Source organism: Paenibacillus sp. FSL R7-277, from assembly GCF_000517965.1.
GTDB classification, from domain to species: domain Bacteria; phylum Bacillota; class Bacilli; order Paenibacillales; family Paenibacillaceae; genus Paenibacillus_AQ; species Paenibacillus_AQ silagei.
In genome coordinates this window covers 137,857-159,523 of record NZ_ASPX01000010.1, presented here as the reverse complement: position 1 = coordinate 159,523, position 21,667 = coordinate 137,857, and the positions used below count along the sequence as shown (strand labels likewise).

Sequence of the window (21,667 nt, the reverse complement as noted above, 5' to 3'; positions counted from 1 at the left end):
GTAACACGGCTGCGCTGTCCATAGGATGGCGCAGCCGCTATTGTCAAAAAAGCCCCACAAAGTGGGGCTTTAGACGAAATATTTATTGTGCCCTTGAGCTGCTGACCAGCTTCACGGAAGGAATACGGCTCTCCTGCTTGTATACGGCATAACGCCCGCTTCCCAGCTGCTTGGCACTGTACATAGCCGAATCCGCCTCCTGAAGCAGCTGCTTCGGGTCAATCCGGCCCTGGCTAATCGTCACGCCTACACTGGCGGACACGAATAATTCATGGCTCTCCAGCTTATAGGTCCGGGTGATGCGCTCCAGAACCTTAAGGGCAAGCTGCTCTGACTCCTTACGGCTGCAGCGTTTGGCGATAATGACGAATTCATCTCCGCCCACCCGGAAAATATGCCGCTTGCCTTTGCAGGTAAATTGCTGCAGGCTGGTTCCTACGGCCTCCAGTAAAAGATCCCCTGTATGATGGCCGAGGGTATCGTTAATCGATTTGAACCGGTTCAGGTCCAGATATAATACCGACAGCTGCTCGCTCAATTTGCAGTGATCCCAGAAATGATCCATTCCGTTCTTGTTCAGCAGGCCGGTAAGCGTATCCCGGTATGCCAACTCCTTGAGCTGGTCACGCTCTCCAAGGATCATGCGGATCCGCAGGAACAGATACAGAATACCGGCAAGTGTCAGCATGTACAGGAACAAAGAGATCAGCAGGCTTCTGCCTTCTGTAGTGAAGCCGGTTATGGCTCTTCTGCCCAGCAGATGCATGCCGCCAAGTCCGGCACTGATTACCAGCACCACAAGACTCGAGCGGACCGCCCGGGTTCTTTGCGTTTGTCTGGAGAAATCCTTTGTCAATCTGAGCGTGCTATATACGGTCAGGACCCCTATAAGTATGGATAGAATCGTCAGCATATAATTGCGGGCCTCTTCCACTAGTCTTACGCCCTCCTTCAGCCTATCAATGAATTTATGGTTTTATCGCTTTCAAGCGCTACTGTACAGGATCCGACTGAACATATTCTGAACAACTCCGGCAGGGGATGCTGGACATTAATACCCCCACCGGATCAGCACTAAGCATATTATCGGCAGGACCGGCGCTTTATTGTAATGAAATGCTCGGAAATATCCCGTCCTATCGGTCCATATGCTCCGCGCTGTTGTACAATTCACAGCTCCAGCTGTCATTCTCATTGACCAGGCAGGTGATAGAGGTGTTCTTCAGCAGCACGCTCACATCCAGGGAAGGCACAAGTCCGGCCAGCGTACTCCGCAGAATAGCCCCGTGGCTGACTACCAGCACATTGCTGCCGGGATGGCGGGCAGCAAGCTCTTCAATCGCCCGGACTCCCCGTTCGCGGGCCAGTTCCTGGCTCTCCAGCTTCAGATCCATCGTCTTCCACTGGCTGCCGAAGCGCTCGATCCGCTCGCTCTCTGTGGTTCCTTCAATCAATCCGCCGTTCATCTCCCGGATGTCCGGAAGGAGACCGGCCAGCGGGATGCCCAGCCTCCCGGCGATAGTCTCCGCCGTCTGTCTGGCCCGCAGCAGGTCGCTTGAATAGATATAATCCCACGCTTCGCCGCTAAGCCGCTCCGCAAGCACGCCGGCCTGCCGGAAGCCTTCCTCGTCCAGAGGATTATCCGTGTGGCCCTGGACCCGGCCCTCCTGATTCCAGCGAGTGCTGCCGTGCCGGATTAAGCCTATTCTTGTCATGATCGCTACCACCCTTATATGCAGATATTCTAATGTGTTCCCATTATAAACTAACCCGCTGCTGGATGCATGCTCCATTGACGGTAACGGAAGACGATTATATGATGGTAGCTCAAGTGCTGCATTCTGGGGCCTGTTCCAGAATCATCCTAACCTGCAGATCAACCTGCTATAAGCAAAGGAGATTTTGTGTATCATGAAAAAACTGCTCACCCTCTTTACCGCCTTCTGTCTGCTGGCTGTCCTTCTTCCAGCACTGCAATCCGGTGCCGCTGCGGCGCCGCAGGCCAAGCTTGCCGTATATGTGGACAAGGAGAATCACTCCTTCATCCCGGCCCGCTTCCTGAACGGCTTCGCCGGTATCCAGTCTGTGCTTACCGCTTCCGGCGGCCAGATTGAGATATCACGCGGCGAGAATTCCATTAGCTTCACTCCAGGCAAGCCCGGGGCTTCCGTCAACGGCAAGCCCGTTACCGCAAGTGTACGGCCCTTCAGTGAGAACGGGACTACCTACGTTCCCTTATCTCTTGTAAGCCAGACACTTGGCATACAGCTCCAGTGGAACAAGGAGGCCGGTTCACTTACGCTGACAAGCGGGGCTGAAACAGGCACCGCTGAGACAGCCACCCTGCCTGTACAGAACGGCAGCCTGATCAAAAGCGGATCGCCCGCTGTAGTAAGCGGACATCATACCTACAAGGTCGGCGGCCGCTCCTTCAGCGTCCAGACCGTCACGGTCTCCCTGCTGCATCCTTCAGTGAAGCTGGATGCCGTTCTGGCCGGGAATACCGTCGGCAAGACAGAAGCTCTTGCCAGCATCGCCAAGCGCAGCAATGCCGCTGCAGCGATCAACGGCACATTCTTCGCCGCCTATACTGACGGCGCCTTCAAGGTTCCTTACGGCTACATCATCAGCGGCGGGAAGATGCTGAAGAACAGCTCCGGAGATAAACGGGCTGTCTTCGCTTACGACAGTAATATGCTGGCTGAGCTGATTCCGGGCAGTGAATTCAAGGCACGCTTCGATTCCGGTTCCGTTCTCGGCGCACTCCAGGCGGGACCACGGCTGTTGGTCAACGGGAAAGTCGCGCTGAATGTGGCGGCCGAAGGCTTCCGGGACCCCAAAATCCTGACTGGCGGTGGCGCCCGCAGCGCATTGGGCATCACCCGCGATCATAAGCTGATTCTGCTCACCTCCGGAGGGGCAACTATTCCCCAGCTGGCGGAAATTATGAAGCAGGCCGGAGCCTACCAGGCGATGAACCTGGATGGCGGTGCCTCCAGCGGCCTGTACTATAACGGCAAGTACTTGACGACTCCGGGACGCCTGATCAGCAACGCGCTGGTCGTACAGACTAAATAATGCACCAAGCTTAGAATGTAAATCTTAAGTGTGTTGATGAAACTGCCTTTATGGAATGCTGCAAAGCTACCATTAAGGGGCAGTTTCTTTTTTTGATCCAGCGGCTCCTCAAGCGGGCTCAGTTCAGTCTGTAATCAGGCAGAATAAGGAATACGCCTATGGGGGATAATACACCAACACATCCAGATTTCAGCAGAAGGGAGCCCCCGAGATGCCTCAAGAGCCGAAGAAGAGCCGCCAGACTACCAAAGATCCTGTAGAAACCTCCGTGCCTGCACCGCTTCCGCTGAAGCTCTCCCTTGAGGATAATTTACAGGAGTTCAGCCGCCGGATCGGCAGCAGCTCGGATATTGTTATCCGCCATTATAAGAGTGAAGCCAAGCCTCCACTTACCCTTGCCTTCATTTATATTGACGGTCTGGTCAACGCAGATACGGTCAACCAGGCGGTGCTCCAGTCTTTGATGGAGAACAGCACGCTGAACGGAGATAGCATTACCACAGAAGCTGCCTTCAACCTAATCAAGGAGCACATTCTGCCGGTTGGGGGAGTGAAGGAGGCCCGGACCCTGGAGGTGCTGCTGCCCCTGCTTTTTGACGGCTATACCCTGATTCTGTTCGAGGGGCTTCAGGTCGCATTGGCCGCCGACACCTCCGGCTGGGAGAAAAGAAGCATTAATGAGCCGACCTCCCAGGGGGTTATCCGCGGGCCCAAGGAAGGCTTCACCGAGAGCCTGCGCACCGGGACCGCCATGCTGCGCCGCCGCCTGAAAACTGCTGATCTGCGGATTGAGGAATATACCATCGGACAGCGTACCGGAACCGGAATTGCCCTCGTCTATCTGAAGGGCCTCGCCAGTGAACAGGTGCTGACCGAAATCCGCCGCCGGCTGAACGCCATCAATACCGACGCCATTCTGGAGAGCAATTATATTGAAGAATTCATACAGGACGGCGGATTGACGCCTTTTCCCACCATTCAGAATACCGAACGTCCCGACGCCATGGCCGGGGGCATTCTGGAAGGCCAGGTGGGGATTGTCATTGACGGCACCCCCTTTGCCCTGCTGGCCCCGTCCACCTTCTTCAACTTTTTTCAATCCAGCGAGGATTACTACCAGCGGTATGATATTTCCTCCTTTCTGCGGCTGATCCGCTACGGTGCGTTCTTCGTCTCTATGCTGCTGCCTGCACTCTATATTGCCGTTACTACCTTTCACCAGGAGATGCTGCCGACCACGCTGCTGATCAGTCTGGCTGCCCAGCGGGAAGGCGTTCCGCTCCCCGCCTTCGCAGAGGCACTGCTGATGGAGCTGACCTTCGACGTCCTGCGTGAAGCGGGGGTACGTATGCCGCGGACCATCGGACCGGCTATCTCTATCGTCGGTGCGCTGGTGCTGGGGCAGGCTGCTGTTCAGGCCGGGCTGGTCTCGGCGGCGATGGTCATTGTGGTTTCTTTTACCGCCATCTCGAACTTCGTGATTCCGTCACTGGCCATCGCCAACTCCATCCGGCTGATCCGCTTCGTGATGATGTTCATCGCTGCCTCGCTCGGCCTGTTCGGCATTATGTCCTTCCTGATGGTGCTGCTGATTCACATGGCGGGCCTGCGCTCCTTTGGTGTGCCTTATCTGTCTCCGGTGGCGCCGATGATTCCGCGTTATCTGAAGGATATCTTCATCCGCGTTCCGCTATGGGGCATGAATATGCGTCCCAAGACCAATCTGGGCAAGGAGACCCGCAGACAATCACCGCACCAGAAGCCGCAGCCCGTTGACAACGCAGCTAATCCATCACCGCCACAGCCTAAGCCACAGGGAGAGGGTCCAGCATGAATGGAAAAATCGGCACCACCCAAGCCGCCATGCTTGTCGTCAATACCATCCTGCCGACGGCCACTGTCGTACTGCCTATCATTATCAGCACCTATGCAGAACAAGACGCTCCGCTGGCGATCATCATGTCTACTGTGGCGGGGCTGCTTATTGCGTGGATCGTAGGGGCGGTGATTCAGAGCAGCAACGGTGCACCTTTTCTGGAGTGGGTGGGGGAGAAAAGCTCCCCTGTAGCTGCAGTGATCCTGGGTCTGCTGATGCTCCAGTTCTACCTGGACACCACTGCAACCATCCTGCGGGAATTCGTCAATTTCCTGAAAGAAAACGTTCTGATCAACACCCCCATCACGGTGCTGGTCATACTCATTCTCTTCATCACTATCTATATGGTTAGGCAGGGCATTGAAGCGATCGCCAGAGTGAACAGTCTGGTGATTCTGCTCTATCTGTTCTTCGTACCGCTGTACCTGTTCGGGCTCTACAATGATCTGAATGTGCATCATCTGCTGCCCATGTTCGATCATAATCTGGCTGAAATCACCCTGGCGAGCCTGACACCGACAGCATGGATGTCTGAGGTGGCGGTGCTGCTGTTCCTGGCCCCTTACCTGCAATATCCGCAGCGGGCCAAGATTATCGGCTGGACAGGCCTACTGTTCGTTGCTGCACTGATGATGTTCTCCCTGATCACAGCCCTGATGGTCTTCGGCCCGGAATTCATTAAGCTCAGCAGCTACCCTGGCTTCGCTACCGTCAGTATCCTCCGGATCGGCCGGTTCATAGAGAAGCTGGACATTCTCTTCATCTCTTATTGGGTGCTGTCGATCTACCTTAAATTTGCGATCTTCCTGTTCGTCACGGTGGAGTGCTTCAAGCAGACCTTCCGGGTCAGCAGCAGCAGGCCCTTCATTGGCGCTCTGGGTCTGATCATTGCCCTGGAGTGCCTATTCTCCTGGCAAAGCTCTGCCAAGCTGAATGTCTATAACGAGGAAGGGCGGTTCGTGGTCTTCTTCCTGTTCAACGTGCTGGTGCCGTTGGGCGCCGTCTTGCTGAGCAGGGTACACAAGGCCCGATCTAAGCGGAAGGGGCTGGAGACATGATGAACAAACCGGGCAATCTGTTGCGCCTCCTGCTCACCTTCCCGCTTCTCACCCTCCTGCTCTCCGGCTGCTGGGATGACCGGGAGCTTAACGAGCTGGGCATTACCTCCGGCTCCGCCTACGACTGGGAGGATAATCAATGGAAGGCGACCTATCAGGTCATTAACCCCTCCTCAGGCGCCAGCGGGATGGGCAGCAGCGGAGGAGGCAGCACCAGCTCGCCGCCCTTCCTCACGTTCACCGTCAAGGGCCGGACGATTATGGAGGCCATTGAACGAACCAATCTGACCAGTACGCGGGAGATGTTCTTCTCCCACTCCCGGATTGCCGTAATCGGCGAGAGCCTGGCCAGGCACGGAATCAATCAGCTAATTGATATCTTCCTGCGCAAGCAGGATGCCAGAGAAACAGTGTATGTATTCATATCTGAGGGGGAGGCCGGTGTCATTCTGGATCAGCTGATGCAAATGACTAAGAATCAAGGGGCAGGCATCCAGCTTATGATTGAACAAGAATCACGGCTCTTGTCCTACTATCCGGGAATCCGCCTGTATGAGCTGGCAATGGCGCTGTCCTCCGAGTCCAAATGCGCGGTATTGCCGGAGATTCTGCTGACCGGCCCCCGGACGATGGATGAGACCAGTGAGACAGCGGTTACCGATCTGCCCTCGCGGTTGGCACTGGGAAGGCTGGGCGTCATTAAGGGGGACACGTTCGCGGGCTGGCTCAGCCAGAAGCAGGCGTTCGGGCTTTCTTTTCTGACCGATAACATTGATTCTGCCACCATCGCCTTCCCCTCCCGGCCGGCAACAAGCGACAAGCTGGATGCTTCATTCATCCTGCAGAATTCGGCCACCACCGTCCACCCTGTCTGGGACAAGGATCATTATGTGATGGAGGTTAACGTCAAGGGCAGCGGTGTGCTGACGGAGCTTGGCAGTGTCATGGATCTGAACGACCGCAAGGCGATCAGTGAAATGGAGGCCTCGCTGGAGCAGCGGGTGCTGGAGCTAATGAATAACGCCTGGGCGGAGGTCAAACGGCTGGGGGCAGACGTCACCGGATTTGCTGTGAGAGTACACCGGAGCGATCCGAAGCGCTGGAAGCAGATTGAGAAGGCGAAGAGCTGGGATAGCGTCTTTCAGGAGATCGAGCTCCGCCCGCAGGTCTCCATCGAGATGGAACGGACCGGACTCAGCAATAAATCGTTCAAGTCTGTCCAGCAGAAGTAAAGGGGCATATCTATGAAAATAGCTATTACTCTTATACTCTATGCGCTTGCCTATGGTTGGGGGTGGACGAAGCTACGCGGAGAAGAGCGCCGCCGGCGACGGCTCTTACTTGGCTGCATTATGGGGTACGGGGCGTATCTTAATCTATGCGGAATTACCAATACCCCTCATGTATCGCTGGGCAGCCTGTATACGGCGTTCTTCCAGCCTGTCGGCAGAGCCATTATCTATTGGTTAGGAGGCTAAAGATGCAATCATGGTGAACAAAGAACAGGTCTCTTCCCTGCAGATTGCGTTCATGATTATGCTGTTTGAAATCGGCAGCACGCCGCTGTTCCTGCTTGGGGGCACCGCTAAGCAGGATTCCTGGCTGGCGATGTGTGCAGGTTCAGCGGCGGGCTTCGCCCTTCTCCTGGTGCTGATGTGGATTCAGCACCGGTCTCCGGGCACGGACCTGATCGGAATGCTTAAAGCTCATTTTGGCACAGCTCCAGGGGCGTTCATCGGCGCGGTCTACAGCCTGTATTTCGCCTATCAGTCCATGCGCAATGTCCGCGACCTCGGCGAGCTGACGGCGATGACCATGCTGCCGAGAACCCCGATGGCCATTACGATGCTGGTGTTCGTGCTGCTGGCCCTATATGCGATCTGGAAGGGGGCGGAGGTTGTCTTCAGGCTGCCTGAGGTGCTGCTGCCGGTCATGCTGTTCTTCTATTTCCTGCTTGTTGTGATGCTGAGCATCATGGGGGCGATTGATCTCAGCCGTCTGGCGCCGGTTATGGAGGGCGGGCTGATGCCGGTCCTGCAAGCGGCACTGCCGGAGATCGTCTCATTTCCCTTCGGGCAGATGATTGTTTTTCTGATGCTGTGGACGCTATGGGAGAAGCCCGGTGTGCCTGTAAAATACACAGTGAACGCCTATCTGCTCATCAGCGCATTCCTGATCTTCATGAACGCGCTGAATGTGGCCGTCCTCGGCCCGGCGATAGCGGGAGTGAGCCAGCTGCCTTTTCTCAAAACCGTCCGGGTGCTGTCCAATCTCAAATTTGTCGAGCGGCTTGATATTCTGGTCACGATCCAGCTCTTCCTGGGGCTGCTGATCAAGATGATGCTCTTCTACTTCTGTTCCGTAAAAGCTCTTGCAGAGCTGACCGGCAAACCGGCCAAATGGTGGGTCTTCCCTGTGGGGGCAGTCATCTACGGCTCCTCATTCCTGGAACGGGATTACACCCAGCATATCGCCGTCGGCCTGGGGCCGAGTCTGAAGCTTGACCCGCTCTTCCAGGTTGCCATTCCGCTGCTGCTGGCCCTGTCGATCTGGGTGCGGGGCCGGTTACAGCGTTCAGCTTGAAGCAGAGTGCTCCGGCTGCTGGTCGAACTTCAGATTCTGCGGCCCGGACGGAAGGTTCTCCGCACCTGTAGAGCCATCCGTTACGGGAACATCCTTGCCTACTTCCTCGAATTCACATTCCCCCAGCCATACCTGTCCGCTTCCGCTCAGCAGAATTCCGATATTGATCACATCGGCTTCGGACGGAATATCCATGACGCAGGCATAGTGGTTCCATTCTGTGGTTCCTTGTATGCTCCGGTTCTGCATGTTGTCAAATGCCAGCATATTCTGCTGATGATCATCCACCCTCATCCACAGGCCGCTCCAGCCGGTGACATCCTCCGTTCTAACGAACCCGGAGAAGCGCATCCGTCTCCCCCGATACTCTCTTGCCTGAAACTGCTGCATCAAGGTTCCAAAACCATTGTCGTCCTGCGCAGCCTCTTCTTTGGAGTGAAGATGCATCGAGGGACTTGTCTTATAGCAGACGCGGGGATCAATCTCGACCTTATATTTCTCCTGGTGGGTACCTGTAATATACCAGCCTGTAATCTCTGACATTGTCAATACCTCTCTTTCTTGAATCAATAGTCTCACCTGCGATCTGTACTGAGCAGGCGGCAAATCATAAATTTCCTTGAAAGCTCTTGTAAAAGCCTCCTGGCTCTCAAAGCCGCACTGCAGCGCAATCTCAAGAATACGTGTCTCGGAGTACAGCAGGAGATTGGCTGCTTGGCTGAGACGGCGGGCCCGGATATATTCATGGACATTTTTATTCACATATTTCCGAAAAATCCGGTGAAAATGATATTTGGACAACCCTGCTGCCTTAGCCACCTTCTCCAAATCCAACTCCTCTTCCAAATGCTGCTCAATAAATTCGATGCTCTTGTGAATCAACTGATAGTGCATGACTCTCACCCCCTCCACAACTCAAAGTATATAGCAGACACCGGAAATACTTTTGATAAATCTTGCTGTATCTATCTTTCCCTAGGGAAACATTATTGTTGCAAGGACAAATTTATTTACGTATACTAATCTTGTGGCAGGATGCAATATTCTGTGCCGTGCACAATATACTATACAAGTGCATATTTCATACTTAAGGATAACTATAACTATTCATTCATTATTCATACGAAAGTGGGAGAGCTTATGGCCGGAGCCGTAATTCCATTGTCTGAAGCTACGAACGGCAGCACGCTGCGGATCAGCGGCATCGAGGTCCAGGGTGTGCTGCGGAGAAGACTGCTTGATCTCGGATTTGTTGCCGGGAACCGCGTAGAAGTGCTGCGGCGCAGCCCGCTTGGAGACCCTACGGCTTACCGGATCAGCAATACGACCATTGCCCTGCGGCGGGAAGAGAGTTCCCTCATTTATGGCGAACTGATTGGAGGCGGAGAAGGATGAGTGAGTATACCGTAGCTTTTGCCGGCAACCCCAATACAGGCAAGAGCACGCTGTTCAACCTGCTGACCGGGATGCGCCAGCATACCGGCAACTGGGCCGGTAAAACTGTAGTCACCGCCGAAGGGCGGTTCACCCACAAGGAGCATACTTACCGGGCCGTTGACCTTCCCGGCACCTATTCGCTCTACTCCAATTCCGCCGATGAAGAGGCGGCCCGGGACTATATTATTTTCGAGGAGCCGGATGTCACGCTCGTGGTTCTGGATGCAACGTCGCTGGAGCGCAACCTCAATCTGGCCCTGCAGGTGCTGGAGATAACGGGACGCGCCGTAGTCTGCATCAATCTGATCGATGAAGCCAAGCGGCTGGGCATTGATATTAATCTGAAGCGGATTGCGGAGCGGCTCGGGGTGCCTGTCACGGCCATTTCGGCCCGCAACGGGATCGGTATTGAAGCGCTGCTGGATCAGATCGCACGCGTAGCGACCGGTGAATTCAAGGCTGAGCCGCTGAAGATCACCTACAACGATGAGATTGAGCGGGGCATTGCCGAGCTGATCCCGATGGTGGAGCAGACGGTCGGCGCAAGGTATCCGGCACGCTGGATTGCCCTGCGCCTGCTGGACGGTGACCACAGTCTGCTGGCTTCCCTTGCGTCCCATATGGGACGCAAGGGAATATCTGTAACGAAGGAGGTGGCCCGTCATGGAGTCACCGCATGCCATTAACGGCCAAGACCCGCTCGATTCCCTGCTCGCTACCGCGAAGAAGCTGGCAGACAAAGGGGCGGTCCGCGACGAGATCGTCAGCGGAATCTACGGCGTATCGGCTGGAATCTGTAGCGATGCCGTTACTTATCACGACAAGAAGAAGCTGGGCAGCACCTACAAGCTGGATAATATCGTCACCTCGAAGATCTGGGGCTTCCCTATTATGCTCGCCGGTCTTGGCTTGGTATTCTGGATTACCATTGCCGGAGCCAACTACCCTTCCGGCTGGATTGCCTCCCTCTTCAGCTGGATCGAAGGCTATCTGACCGCCGGCTTCGAGGCTGTTCATGCCCCGGCCTGGCTGCACGGCGTCCTTGTGCTGGGACTGTATCGCGGAACCTCATGGGTCATCAGCGTCATGCTGCCGCCTATGATGATTTTCTTCCCGGTGTTCGCGCTGCTTGAAAATTTCGGCTATCTGCCCCGGGTCGCTTTTAATATGGACCGCTTGTTCAAGAAATCCGGGGGGCACGGCAAGCAGGCCTTGACGATGTCGATGGGCTTCGGCTGCAACGCTGCTGCTATTCTGTCCACCCGCATTATTGAATCGCCCCGCGAACGGATGCTGGCCATTCTGACCAACAACTTCGTCCCGTGCAACGGCCGCTGGCCTACGCTTATTCTGCTCTCCTCCATGTTCATGGTCGGGGCGGCAACCACCGGAGCACTGCGCACCTTCGCGACTGCGCTGGTGTTAATGGGCATCGTACTGGTCGGAATTATCGTCACCCTGAGTGTATCGTGGATCATGTCCAAAACCGCGCTGCGCGGTGTGCCTACCCACTATACCTTGGAACTGCCGCCTTACCGCCGCCCGCAGATCTGGAAGACCATTGTCCGCTCCTCCAAGGAAAAATCCCTCAATGTGCTGACCCGCGCCATCATCGTGGCCGCTCCGGCAGGGATCATCACCTGGATTCTCGGCAATGTGTTTGTCGGCGGTGAGAGTGTGCTGAATCATATGGCGGCCTGGTTCGATCCGTTCGCGCAGCTGCTCGGCATGGACGGCTTCATTATTATGGCCTTCATCCTCGGCCTGCCCGCCAATGAAATTGTGCTGCCTATCCTGCTGATGGGCTACATGTCCTCGGGGGCCATGGTAGATATCGAAGGTCTCGGCAGCATTAAGGACATCTTCCTGAGTCACGGCTGGACCTGGCTGACGGCGCTTAATATGATGCTCTTCTCCCTGCTCCACTATCCTTGCGGCACCACACTCGTGAACATCTACAAGGAGACCAAAAGCCTGAAGTGGGCCGTGCTCTCCGCTGTAATCCCGCTCGCTATCGCTATCGGCGTAACCTTCGCGGTGGCTTCGGCAGCCCGGCTGTTCGGTTGGGTTTGAGCGCAGGGGAGCTGCGGGCGGCGGTAGGGCAGAAGCTTACGTCAAGTACCGGCTCCTTCAAACAGAGCACTATCTCCCGTCCGGGCGGATAGTGCTCTTTTGCGCTTTTGTGCGCGCGGCGGTTCATATCGGCTGGGGTGTGAGCGCGGGCCTGGGGCGCATTCTTCGCGGTAAGCCCTGGCACGCCTGCCACATTCTCTGCAGCCCCCGATTGTGATCGGTTTTTCGATTATATTCCGCTCATTCGCCTCCGCCACGCCCAATGTGATCGGTTTTTCGATTACATTCCGCCCACGCGCCTCCGCTACGCCCAATGTGATCGGTTTTTCGATTACATTCCGCCCACGTGCCTCTGCCATGCCCAATGTGATCGGTTTTTCGATTACATTCGGTCCACGGGCCCTGCGCTGGCACATTGTATGCTGTTTTTCGCCTATATTTGGTCCACTCGCCCCCCGCACTGCCCATTGTGTTCGGTTTTTCGACTACATTCGGCCCACTCACCTCGCGCCTGCCCATTGTGTTCGGTTTTTCGACTATATTTGGTACACTCGCCGCACTGCCCATTGTGATCGGTTTTTCGACTACATTCCGCCCACGTGCCTCTGCCACGCCCATTGTGTTCGGTTTTTCGACTACATTCCGCCCACGTGCCTCTGCTACGCCCAATGTGATCGGTTTTTCGACTACATTCCGCCCACGTGCCTCTGCCACGCCCAATGTGATCGGTTTTTCGATTACATTCCGCTCACATGCCTCTGCCATGCCCAATGTGATCGATTTTTCGACTATATTTGGTCCGCACACCCCCGTGGTTACAGGAGTTAACGGGCAAATAGGGACACCTGCTCCTCTGCTATTTGACTCTCCCTCTCCCTACATGTTAGGGTGATTTGGAAGCTATTATTTTCCGGGAGGGATTGTTCATGACAGCAGTGAAGCTCAGTATTGATTACGATGGATTTGAGGAAGGCAAACGGATGGAGACGGAGATTGAACGCTTAAGCGAAAATCCTGAAGCCGCCGGGCTGACCAGCCTTACGATTGGCGACTGGGGACAAGCTTACGAGAACACCTCGGAGGAAGCCGTCCAGGCCCTGGTGAAGCACAGCGCCAGCTTCCCTGCGCTGCGCAAGCTGTTCATCGGGGACATGAGCTATGAGGAATGTGAAATCTCGTGGATTAACCAGACCGATCTCTCGCCGCTGCTGCCCGCTTATCCTGAGCTGCAATCCCTGACTGCACAAGGCGGTACCGATCTGCGTCTGAGCCAACTGCAGCATGACAAGCTCGAAGAACTCATTATTATTACCGGCGGACTCAGTAAGGCCGTGCTGGCGGACATTGCCGCTTCTCGCCTGCCGAATCTGCGCAAGCTGGAATTATACCTTGGGGTGGACAATTACGGCTTCGACGGCGGGCTGGAGGACCTTCTGCCGCTGATCGAGCCCGGTAAATTCCCTAATCTAACTTATCTTGGACTCAAAAACAGTGAGATCCAGGACGAAATTGCCGCAGCCCTGGCGGATGCGCCGATTCTGGACCAGCTCCATACCCTGGACATGTCACTGGGAACGCTTAGCGATATCGGCGCAGAGGCGCTGCTCGCCAGCGAGCGGGTGAAGGGACTGAAGCTGCTCAACCTGAGCCATCACTACATGTCTGACGAGATGATGCTGCGCCTGAAGAACAGCGGATTGCCGGTGGATGTCAGCGACCAGCAGCAGGCCGATGACGATGATGACTGGCGCTATCCGTCGATCACAGAATAATGCAGCCCGCAGCACCGCTGATTGTCTTCTGCCAGCCCGGCGACCGGCGCTCAGCCGGTATCCAGCAGGCGCGCTCGCGTCTCGGGATGCCACCGGCGCTGCTGATTCCCTACGCCGGGCTGCTGGAGGGCCAGCCGCTGGCTGATCTGCTTACGCTGGCTGTGCAGCGGCAGATTCAGGACGGAGGCCCGGGGCAACCGCTGCTGGAACAGTGGGAATCCCTGCGCGACTACAGCAGCGGGCCCTCCGAGCGGGAGTCCGCTGGCGGCAGCTCCAGCGGGCATCCCACGAAAGAGTCCGCTGGCGGCAGCTTCAGCAGGCATCCCACACAAGAGCCCGCTGGCGGCAGCTTCAGCAGATCCTCCGAAGCGAAAGCGCAGCACCTGCTGCCGGATTCTCCGGGCGGCAGCTTCAGCAGGCACGCTGCGCCGGAATCTGCAGCGTGCCCGCCACTGCTGCGGCTGGAGTCCCCCGGCGGCAGCTTCGCGCTGGAGCGGGCGCTGATCGCGCTGGGCGCACCGGATGCGCCGGACGCGGATGACTCGCTGCACCCGTTCGGGCAGCAGCCGGACCTGAGGCCGCTCAGCTTCAAAGCGGCCTCAGCCCTGAAGGACCTGCCTGGCGTGCTGCATCACCCGTCCCAGTGGTTCCGCGGCTACTGCCGCCTGCTGGCGCGGCTCCGGCAGGAGGCCGGGCAGCTACTGCCCGCCTCCCGCTGGACCAACGATCCGGCGGAGATCGCAGCCATGACGGACAAGCGCCGGACCCAGCAGATTCTCGCCGAGTCCGGCGTGTTTGTTCCCCGGCCGCTTCGCGGCAGCGGCGGACAAGTCCCTGTGGACTATGCCTCCATGCGCGAGATGATGCTGTCGCAGCGGATGCACCGCGTGTTCATCAAGCTGGCCAGCGGCTCCGCCGCCTCCGGCGTGATCGCTTATCAGCTGAACCCGGCCACGGGAGCTGAGTCGGCAGTTACCACCATCGGGGTCGAGAGCTATATCACCCGGCCCCCGGTGTATTTTAATTCCGGCAAGCTGCAGCGTTATACCGATTCTGCCCGCCTTGCCGGAATCATTAACTGGCTCTACCGCCACGGCGCCTATGCCGAGCAGTGGATTCCGAAGCCCGGCAAGGACGGACATTCCTTCGACATCCGTCAGCTGGTTGTCGCTGGTGAAGCCTGCCATGCAGTCGCTAGAGTCAGCACCACACCGATTACGAATCTGCATCTGCGCAGCCGGCGGATGACTCCGGCGGAGGCCGGGCTGAGCGAGGCACAGCAGGCAGAAGTACGCCGGACAGCGGAGGCTTCGCTGGCCGCTTTTCCAAATTGCTCGGTTGCGGGCATCGATGTGCTGGCGGGAAGCTCCGGGCGGATGTATACGGCGGATGTGAATCCTTTTGGCGACTTGTTGTACGATGTTGAATACCAAGGCTGCAGCACCTACGAATGGGAAATGAAGCAGCTGTCTTAGGAGGAATCCGGCCCCATGACCGATATGAACGCCATTGTCGGCACCCACGATATCTTAATGATTACGCTCGATACTTTGCGCTACGATGCGGCTGTGCTGGAGGAGGAGAATTGCCCCAACCTGTGCGGCAGCGGTCCCTGGGAGAAGCGGCATACCCCCGGCAGCTTCACTTATGCGGCCCATCATGCCTTCTTCGGCGGCTTCCTGCCCACTCCGGCTAACACGAATAAGGCTGAGCATGTGCGGCTGTTCCACTCCAGGAATACCGGGCTGAAGACCCATCCCCATACCTGGCTGTTCGATACACCGGATATGGTGTCGGGGCTGGCAACGGCGGGTTATCAGACGGTGTGTATAGGAGGCGTAATCTTTTTCAGTAAAAAAGTGCCCCTCGCCCGCGTCCTCCCCGGTTATTTCCAGCAGAGCTATTGGCGGATGACCTTCGGGGTCACGAACCCGCGCTCGACGGAGCATCAGGTGAATCACGCGCTCAAGCTGCTAGGCAACACCCCGCTGGACAAGCGGCTGTTCCTGTTCATGAATGTCTCGGCGATCCATGGCCCGAACCATATGTTCCTGCCGGGTGCCCGCAAGGATTCGGTGGACAGCCAGCGGGCTGCGCTGCGTTATGCCGACGGAGAGCTTGGGCGTCTGTTCGATGCGTTCCGGAAGCGGGGTAATCCGGTGTTCTGTCTGGTTTTTTCCGATCACGGCACAGCTTACGGCGAGGACGGCTATCAGGGCCACCGGCTCGCGCATGACACGGTATGGAATGTTCCGTACCGGGAATTTATTTTATAAGCATGGAACTGAAATTCGATCCCGCACAAGGAAGGAGAACGTATGACGTCCATCCGGCAATCTCTGCATCACATGAACCAAGACGGACACCCTCCCTTCTCCGCTGGGGAGCTTCAGCAATGGACGGAGCAGATCACGGCCCATCCTTACCGCAATTATCTCTATTCCTATCCGCACAAAACCGCTTACCGCGAGTTCGCGTCCCCCCTTCCTTTAGAGGAGCTGTGGCGTGACGAGCCTGCGGAGAGTTTGTTCTTATACATGCATATTCCGTTCTGCGGCGCGCGCTGCGGCTTCTGCAATCTGTTCACGCTGCCTGATAAAAGAGCGAATGTGCACGCCGAATACGTGGATGCACTGGAGCGGCAGGCGAGGGAGTGGGCGGTCTTCACGGGACATAAGCCTTACGCGCGCTTCGCCATCGGCGGCGGGACGCCCAGCCTTCTCGCTCCCGCACAGCTGAACCGGCTGTTCAGGATTGCAACGGATATCATGGGAGTTGATCTTAGAACCACCTCTATCTCCGTGGAGACCTCACCCGAAACGCTGACGGAGGAGAAGCTAACGATTCTGAAAGATCATACCGTGGACCGCGTCAGTATGGGCATCCAGAGCTTCGTAGCCGCCGAGTCGGCTGCGATCTACCGCCCGCAGGACCCCGAGGTGGTCTACCGTGCGCTGGAGCTGCTGGGGCAGTTTGATTTTCCCATTCTCAATCTGGATCTGATCTACGGACTCCCGGGGCAGACGGTGGACTCCTGGCTCTATTCGCTGAACCAGGCGCTATTGCATGAACCGGAGGAAATCTTCCTCTATCCGCTCTACACCCGTGAGCATACGATTGTGAAGCCGGGCGACCTGGTGAACCAGCTGGATATCCGTCACGAATGCTATGAAGCGGCACGTGCAGTGCTGGCAGAGCGTGGCTATCGCCAATACTCGATGCGCCGGTTCGCCAAGGAGGATGCCGGGACCGGCAAGAATATTCTCGACTACAGCTGCCAGGAGGAAGGGATGGTCGGCCTCGGGTGCGGCGCGCGTTCCTATACCCGGAATGTTCATTATGCCTCCCGCTACGGCGTCAGCCGCAAGGCCACGGAGAGCATTATCGCGGATTATGTTGCAGCCGAGCGTTATGATACAGCCGATTATGGCATCGTGCTGAGCCTGGACGAGCAGAAACGGCGGTTCATTCTAAAAGCAATCCTGCACAGCGAAGGACTGACAATTGCGGACTATAACCAGCGGTTCGGGACTACCCTATGGGAGGATCACCCCGAGCTTGGCCTCTTGGTACAGAGCGGGTTCGCCACGGATGATGAGGGCATTCTGCGGCTGACTCCTGATGGGCTGGGCTACTCCGATTCCATCGGTGACTGGTTCATCTCCGGTGAGATCCGCGAGCAGATGAAGGAGTTCGTCCTGCCATGAAGGCAGTCCTCTACTACAGGGGTTCCCTCTCCTCCTGTAATTATGACTGCCCATACTGCCCCTTCGGCAAAACCAAAGACAGCGCCGCCACCCTCGCCAAAGACCGCGCAGGTCTTGAGACCTTCGTCCGCTGGGTGGCGGAGCAGGGGGCTGCAGGCCACCGCCTGTCTATTTTTTTCAATCCGTATGGCGAGGGCTTGACGCACCGCTGGTACCGGGATGCGCTGATCACGCTGTCCCATATGGAGCATGTGGACAAGGTCGCCATCCAGACCAATCTGTCTGCCCGGCTTGATTTCACCGCTGAACTGAACCCGGCCAAGGCCGCCTTCTGGGCAACCTATCATCCGGGTCAGGTCAGTGAGGAGCGGTTCCTGGCACAGTGTATGAGCGTATACCGCCGGGGAATTCCTTTTAGCGTAGGCAGTGTGGGGGTGCATAGTGCCTTCCCGGCTATCGCCTCGCTGCGTGCGGCCTTGCCGGAGGACGTGTATCTGTGGGTTAACGCCTACAAGGACAAGCGGGATTATTATACGGCGGAGGATATAAGCTTCCTGAGCGGGATAGACCCGCATTTCCAGATTAATGCCATGGACTACGACAGCCTCGGCGCCAGCTGTAATGCCGGCAGCAGCGTATTCTACGTGCAAGGCCCCGGCCTGGTGAAGCGCTGCTACAAGGACCGTGCGGTCATCGGCAACCTCTATCGTGACGGACTGGAAGGGCTGGCGGCCCAGCGTAGCTGCCGCATGAAGGTCTGTGACTGTTATATCGGCTATATTCATATGCCGGAGCTTGGCCTGGAGCAGATCTACGGCTCCGGCCTGCTGGAGCGGATTCCTTACGGCGCAGGGAGGACAGAGTAATGACTACTGGTAAGCTACAGGCACACAAGACCTCTGCCGGGTTAACGATTTGGCTTACCGGTCTGTCGGGAGCGGGCAAGTCTACGCTTGCCGCGCTGCTGACAGACCGGCTCCGGGAGCAGGGGCAGGCGGTGGAATGGCTGGACGGCGATGAACTGCGGCGCAGCTCGGGCCGTGGACTCGGCTTCAGCCGTGAGGACCGGTTCGAGAACATCCGCAGAGCGGTCTACCTCGCAGGAATGCTGAACCGGCATGGCGTGATTACCGTGGTCTCGGTAATCAGTCCTTATGCTGAGATGCGCAGCTATGCCCGGCAGGAATTGCCGGGCTTCGTCGAGGTCTATGTGGACTGCCCGCTTCCCGTCTGTGAAGCAAGGGATGTCAAAGGGCTGTACGCCAAGGCCCGCTCCGGTGAGCTTCCGGCCTTCACCGGGATCTCAGACCCTTATGAAGCTCCGGCTGACCCGGAACTAACGCTGCACACAGCGGAGCGTACACCGGAACAGTGCATGGAAGAGCTGATCAGCTGGCTCACAGAGCATCGGCTGTATCGGCTATGATGGAATAGGTGTATACGGAATAAGGAGGGGCATTATGCCCCTCCTTTGTTTATTTAGCGTGTATCCGGGGAATTCAAGCGCACTAGTGCACCTCATTTGCTCGTTTAGCCAGCATCTGGGGGATTCAGGGGCACTAGTGCACCTCATTTGCTCGTTTAGTGCGCATCTGGGGAATTCAGGGGCACCAGGCACCTCATTCGCTCATTTAGCCCACGTCTGCTGAATTCAGGGGCACCAGGCATCTCACTCGCTCATTTAGCAAACACCCAGATAATTCAGATGCACTTCAGTCCTTCCTATGCACGTCACTCCCCATCCGCTGCATTCTGGAGTTACGGATACTGCCGGTACTCCAGATTATTTGCGCGAGTTAGATTGGCGGCGCAGGAGAATCACTGCGGCGGCTCCAAGGACTACTATACCGATACCTGCTCCAGCGTAAATCAGCCAAGCTGCAGAGTTTGTTTCAGGCACGGCCGTTGGATTATTTTCAGTTGTTGGGTTATTTTCAGAAACTGGAGGGTTTGCTGAGGTTGGGTTGTTACCAGAGACCGCCCCTGGATCATCAGCGATCCCGGGCGGCTCCGTGGGAGAGCCCCCTGACATTCCGGCGCCAAGCTCATTCAGATCCTCCTGGGCACCAGAGAATAATGCGGTCCGGCTGCACAAGCTGACTGTAAGCTTAGCTGTCCCTCCTTCACCCGCTGTTTCCTCTCCGCCTGCATACACGATGTAGCGTTCCCCCTTGGTGAACTCGAACCCGCAGCTCGCCCCCGACAATGCCGTAGTTACAGTAACCTTCTCTCCCACTTCACCCTTCCAGCGGGAACCTACTTGAAAGGTTACTGACACCGGGTCCATACTGGACTGCATCGGCTTAACTTCCTCTTTAATCGAAACTACTGTTCCCTCAAAAACAGCTGCACTCTTCTCCATTGCTTCCAGCGGTGAAGGAGACACTACGCAAGAACAGGCATAGGTTACCTGCGGGCGTACAGTCAGCAGTGTCATGAAGACAATCAGCGTACAGAGAGTCATCAGACAGGCGCTCCGTATTTTCCTTCTCGTTACCATCATCATCACGCTCCTCATAACCCTCAGACGGAAATTTCCAGAGAAAGGTTACACACGCCCGCTATCTACTCCCCCGCTTCAATCTCCCGCGCAATGGCAGTGAGCCGCCGCATTCCCTCGCGCAGCAAGGCTTCACTGGCAAATGAGTAGCTGAGGCGCAGCCAGGACTTCATCTCCCCCAGCGGATCGCAGAGCTCACCGGGAACGAAGGAGATGGACTGCTCCAGACAACGGGCCAGCAGCTTAGCTACCGGAACACTGTCCGGCAGCTTGACCCACAGATTAAGCCCACCTTGCGGAGTTGTCCATTCCCAGCCGGTGGCGGCGAGCTCCTCCTCCATAATCTCCCTGTGCACCTGAAGGGCAATCCGCAGCTTGCCGAGATGCTGCTGTAAGCGCGGCGAGGTGTAATAATGCAGGAAAATCTTCTGATTCAGCAGGGGCGTCCCGTTATCCGCCAAGGACTTGGCGGCGATCAGCCGCTCCATGAACGGATAACGGCAGGCCACCGCACAGATCCGTAGGCCGGGGGCCACATACTTGCTGAAGCTGCTGATATACATGACCCAGCCCTCTGTATCATAAGCGAAGAACGGCGGGGGCGGCTCCTCTAGGAAGTACATGTCACGGAACGGATCATCCTCCACGAGCAGACAGCGGTAGCGCTCTGCAAGCTCCACCAGCAGCTTGCGCTGCTTCGCCGGAATCGTATACCCCGTCGGGTTATGATGGGTCGGGTTGATATAGAACATCCGCGGCTTATTCTTACGCATCAGCTCCTCCACCGCCGCCAGATCATAGCCCTGCGGCGTGATATCCACAGCTACCAGCCGCGCCCCTGCCCGCCGAAAAATATCCAGCGCCACACTATACGTAGGCCGCTCCACCAGCACCGCATCCATCGGACCGAGCATGATCCCGGCAATCAGATTGATGGCCTGTTGTGCCCCTGAAGTAATCAGCAGCTCACGGGCCGACAACTGGAGCTTATACCGCTCCTCGAAATGGCTGCTCAGCGTAACACGCAGCTCTTCATCCCCTTCCACGGAGGAGTAGGTGCCCATGACCTTCGGGTAGAGATCGAATACTTTTTTGACATAATCGGACAGGAACAGGTTCGGCAGCAGCCCCGGATCAATCAAGGCCTGAGAGAACTGGTACGTGACCGGCATCCGCTGAATGTCCGACATCGGGCTCCTGACCATATACCCCGGTACTGCCGCCCCTTCGTCCACCGTAGGGTCCAGCCTGCTGCCCAGGGCCACATAATAACCGGATTTGTCTTTGACATACAGCTTGCCGCTCTCGGTCAGCGCACGGTAGGCCTTGAACACTGTCAGCCGGTGAACTCCCAGCTCCTCCGCCAGCAGCCGGATCGACGGCAGCTTATCACCGGCCTTCCACTCCCCGCGCTCCATCCGGTTCAGCATGAACTCATAGACTTGGCGGAATAAGGGATTATTCTGCTCGGCACCCGCTATTTTTTTCATCAACCTGCCGCCTTTCTGCAACATATACCGGGGTCGCCCCCGCTCCATCGCTCAATCTTCACTCGACACAGCTCCCTCTGACGCTTGCTGACT

At 56.8% G+C, this 21,667-nt stretch carries 20 protein-coding genes; 15 read left to right on the top strand and 5 right to left on the bottom strand.

Annotation, left to right across the window (positions count from 1 at the left end):
• Nucleotides 1-82 precede the first annotated feature (82 nt).
• Both C173_RS06000 and C173_RS05995 read right to left on the bottom strand, forming a co-directional pair.
• On the bottom strand, nucleotides 83-934 hold the full coding sequence (locus C173_RS06000; RefSeq protein WP_051477842.1) for a GGDEF domain-containing protein: 852 nt from the start codon (nucleotides 932-934) through the stop codon (nucleotides 83-85).
• A 202-nt stretch (nucleotides 935-1,136) separates the two neighbouring features.
• The gene (locus C173_RS05995) at nucleotides 1,137-1,715 is read right to left on the bottom strand and encodes a histidine phosphatase family protein (RefSeq protein ID WP_036723243.1); all 579 of its coding nucleotides are present in this window, start codon (nucleotides 1,713-1,715) and stop codon (nucleotides 1,137-1,139) included.
• Between the two features lie 196 nt (nucleotides 1,716-1,911).
• Between C173_RS05995 and C173_RS05990 the strand changes: the two genes are divergently transcribed.
• The 6 genes from C173_RS05990 (at nucleotide 1,912) to C173_RS05970 (ending at nucleotide 8,595) form a co-directional block, all read left to right on the top strand.
• Nucleotides 1,912-3,078 (top strand): phosphodiester glycosidase family protein, encoded by a 1,167-nt coding sequence (locus tag C173_RS05990; protein WP_036723241.1) that lies wholly within the window; start codon nucleotides 1,912-1,914, stop codon nucleotides 3,076-3,078.
• 211 nt (nucleotides 3,079-3,289) lie between these two features.
• The gene (locus C173_RS05985; protein WP_051477841.1) at nucleotides 3,290-4,912 is read left to right on the top strand and encodes a spore germination protein; all 1,623 of its coding nucleotides are present in this window, start codon (nucleotides 3,290-3,292) and stop codon (nucleotides 4,910-4,912) included.
• Nucleotides 4,909-6,012: a GerAB/ArcD/ProY family transporter gene (locus C173_RS05980; protein WP_036723240.1), complete on the top strand. Its 1,104-nt coding sequence runs from the start codon at nucleotides 4,909-4,911 to the stop codon at nucleotides 6,010-6,012. Before C173_RS05985 ends, C173_RS05980 begins: the two co-directional genes overlap by 4 nt.
• The gene (locus tag C173_RS05975; RefSeq protein ID WP_235191797.1) at nucleotides 6,009-7,244 is read left to right on the top strand and encodes a Ger(x)C family spore germination protein; all 1,236 of its coding nucleotides are present in this window, start codon (nucleotides 6,009-6,011) and stop codon (nucleotides 7,242-7,244) included. The genes C173_RS05980 and C173_RS05975 overlap by 4 nt, the downstream gene beginning before the upstream one ends.
• 12 nt (nucleotides 7,245-7,256) lie before the next feature.
• Nucleotides 7,257-7,490: a hypothetical protein gene (locus C173_RS34155; protein WP_155991300.1), complete on the top strand. Its 234-nt coding sequence runs from the start codon at nucleotides 7,257-7,259 to the stop codon at nucleotides 7,488-7,490.
• A 10-nt stretch (nucleotides 7,491-7,500) separates the two neighbouring features.
• Nucleotides 7,501-8,595, top strand: a complete 1,095-nt coding sequence (locus C173_RS05970; RefSeq protein WP_036723239.1) for a GerAB/ArcD/ProY family transporter — start codon at nucleotides 7,501-7,503, stop codon at nucleotides 8,593-8,595.
• Here the strand turns inward: C173_RS05970 and C173_RS05965 are convergent.
• Nucleotides 8,587-9,489, bottom strand: coding sequence for a helix-turn-helix transcriptional regulator (locus C173_RS05965; RefSeq protein ID WP_036723238.1), 903 nt, complete (start codon nucleotides 9,487-9,489; stop codon nucleotides 8,587-8,589). The two genes, C173_RS05970 and C173_RS05965, sit on opposite strands and share 9 nt — an antisense overlap.
• Before the next feature lie 246 nt (nucleotides 9,490-9,735).
• On the opposite strand from C173_RS05965, the gene C173_RS05960 reads away from it, so the two are divergent.
• The 9 genes from C173_RS05960 to cysC all read left to right on the top strand — a co-directional run bounded on the left by C173_RS05960 (nucleotide 9,736) and on the right by cysC (nucleotide 19,010).
• On the top strand, nucleotides 9,736-9,990 hold the full coding sequence (locus C173_RS05960; protein ID WP_036723378.1) for a FeoA family protein: 255 nt from the start codon (nucleotides 9,736-9,738) through the stop codon (nucleotides 9,988-9,990).
• Nucleotides 9,987-10,718: a FeoB small GTPase domain-containing protein gene (locus C173_RS05955; RefSeq protein WP_036723237.1), complete on the top strand. Its 732-nt coding sequence runs from the start codon at nucleotides 9,987-9,989 to the stop codon at nucleotides 10,716-10,718. Before C173_RS05960 ends, C173_RS05955 begins: the two co-directional genes overlap by 4 nt.
• The gene (locus tag C173_RS05950) at nucleotides 10,696-12,105 is read left to right on the top strand and encodes a nucleoside recognition domain-containing protein (protein ID WP_036723236.1); all 1,410 of its coding nucleotides are present in this window, start codon (nucleotides 10,696-10,698) and stop codon (nucleotides 12,103-12,105) included. The genes C173_RS05955 and C173_RS05950 overlap by 23 nt, the downstream gene beginning before the upstream one ends.
• Nucleotides 12,106-13,031: 926 nt before the next feature.
• Nucleotides 13,032-13,877 (top strand): STM4015 family protein, encoded by an 846-nt coding sequence (locus C173_RS05940; RefSeq protein WP_036723234.1) that lies wholly within the window; start codon nucleotides 13,032-13,034, stop codon nucleotides 13,875-13,877.
• A complete protein-coding gene (locus C173_RS05935; RefSeq protein ID WP_155991297.1) occupies nucleotides 13,877-15,352 on the top strand; it encodes an STM4014 family protein in 1,476 nt (491 codons plus the stop codon). The genes C173_RS05940 and C173_RS05935 overlap by 1 nt, the downstream gene beginning before the upstream one ends.
• Nucleotides 15,353-15,367: 15 nt before the next feature.
• Entirely contained in the window at nucleotides 15,368-16,153 is a 786-nt protein-coding gene (locus tag C173_RS05930; protein WP_036723232.1) for an STM4013/SEN3800 family hydrolase, read from the top strand.
• Between the two features lie 72 nt (nucleotides 16,154-16,225).
• Entirely contained in the window at nucleotides 16,226-17,584 is a 1,359-nt protein-coding gene (locus C173_RS05925) for an STM4012 family radical SAM protein (protein WP_036723375.1), read from the top strand.
• A complete protein-coding gene (locus tag C173_RS05920; protein ID WP_036723230.1) occupies nucleotides 17,581-18,450 on the top strand; it encodes an STM4011 family radical SAM protein in 870 nt (289 codons plus the stop codon). Before C173_RS05925 ends, C173_RS05920 begins: the two co-directional genes overlap by 4 nt.
• A complete protein-coding gene (cysC, locus tag C173_RS05915; RefSeq protein WP_036723229.1) occupies nucleotides 18,450-19,010 on the top strand; it encodes an adenylyl-sulfate kinase in 561 nt (186 codons plus the stop codon). The genes C173_RS05920 and cysC overlap by 1 nt, the downstream gene beginning before the upstream one ends.
• A 357-nt stretch (nucleotides 19,011-19,367) precedes the next feature.
• Here cysC and C173_RS32685 read toward each other — a convergent pair whose 3' ends face one another.
• Together C173_RS32685 and C173_RS05905 are read right to left on the bottom strand one after the other, a co-directional pair.
• Nucleotides 19,368-20,084, bottom strand: coding sequence for a hypothetical protein (locus tag C173_RS32685; protein ID WP_235191796.1), 717 nt, complete (start codon nucleotides 20,082-20,084; stop codon nucleotides 19,368-19,370).
• 65 nt (nucleotides 20,085-20,149) lie between these two features.
• Complete coding sequence (locus C173_RS05905) at nucleotides 20,150-21,574, bottom strand: aminotransferase-like domain-containing protein (RefSeq protein ID WP_036723228.1); 1,425 nt, start codon at nucleotides 21,572-21,574, stop codon at nucleotides 20,150-20,152.
• Between the last annotated feature and the right edge of the window lie 93 nt (nucleotides 21,575-21,667).

Bases quoted from the DNA above. Each gene is read 5' to 3' on its own strand.
- C173_RS05990 (WP_036723241.1), top strand. From the start codon at position 1,912: ATGAAAAAACTGCTCACCCTCTTTACCGCCTTCTGTCTGCTGGCTGTC.
- C173_RS05955 (WP_036723237.1), top strand. From the start codon at position 9,987: ATGAGTGAGTATACCGTAGCTTTTGCCGGCAACCCCAATACAGGCAAG.
- C173_RS05965 (WP_036723238.1), bottom strand. From the start codon at position 9,489: ATGCACTATCAGTTGATTCACAAGAGCATCGAATTTATTGAGCAGCAT.
- cysC (WP_036723229.1), top strand. From the start codon at position 18,450: ATGACTACTGGTAAGCTACAGGCACACAAGACCTCTGCCGGGTTAACG.
- C173_RS05935 (WP_155991297.1), top strand. From the start codon at position 13,877: ATGCAGCCCGCAGCACCGCTGATTGTCTTCTGCCAGCCCGGCGACCGG.
- C173_RS05970 (WP_036723239.1), top strand. From the start codon at position 7,501: ATGGTGAACAAAGAACAGGTCTCTTCCCTGCAGATTGCGTTCATGATT.
- C173_RS32685 (WP_235191796.1), bottom strand. From the start codon at position 20,084: ATGGTAACGAGAAGGAAAATACGGAGCGCCTGTCTGATGACTCTCTGT.
- C173_RS05930 (WP_036723232.1), top strand. From the start codon at position 15,368: ATGACCGATATGAACGCCATTGTCGGCACCCACGATATCTTAATGATT.
- C173_RS05905 (WP_036723228.1), bottom strand. From the start codon at position 21,574: ATGAAAAAAATAGCGGGTGCCGAGCAGAATAATCCCTTATTCCGCCAA.
- C173_RS05995 (WP_036723243.1), bottom strand. From the start codon at position 1,715: ATGACAAGAATAGGCTTAATCCGGCACGGCAGCACTCGCTGGAATCAG.
- C173_RS05985 (WP_051477841.1), top strand. From the start codon at position 3,290: ATGCCTCAAGAGCCGAAGAAGAGCCGCCAGACTACCAAAGATCCTGTA.
- C173_RS05920 (WP_036723230.1), top strand. From the start codon at position 17,581: ATGAAGGCAGTCCTCTACTACAGGGGTTCCCTCTCCTCCTGTAATTAT.
- C173_RS05975 (WP_235191797.1), top strand. From the start codon at position 6,009: ATGATGAACAAACCGGGCAATCTGTTGCGCCTCCTGCTCACCTTCCCG.
- C173_RS05960 (WP_036723378.1), top strand. From the start codon at position 9,736: ATGGCCGGAGCCGTAATTCCATTGTCTGAAGCTACGAACGGCAGCACG.
- C173_RS34155 (WP_155991300.1), top strand. From the start codon at position 7,257: ATGAAAATAGCTATTACTCTTATACTCTATGCGCTTGCCTATGGTTGG.
- C173_RS05925 (WP_036723375.1), top strand. From the start codon at position 16,226: ATGAACCAAGACGGACACCCTCCCTTCTCCGCTGGGGAGCTTCAGCAA.
- C173_RS05940 (WP_036723234.1), top strand. From the start codon at position 13,032: ATGACAGCAGTGAAGCTCAGTATTGATTACGATGGATTTGAGGAAGGC.
- C173_RS05950 (WP_036723236.1), top strand. From the start codon at position 10,696: ATGGAGTCACCGCATGCCATTAACGGCCAAGACCCGCTCGATTCCCTG.
- C173_RS05980 (WP_036723240.1), top strand. From the start codon at position 4,909: ATGAATGGAAAAATCGGCACCACCCAAGCCGCCATGCTTGTCGTCAAT.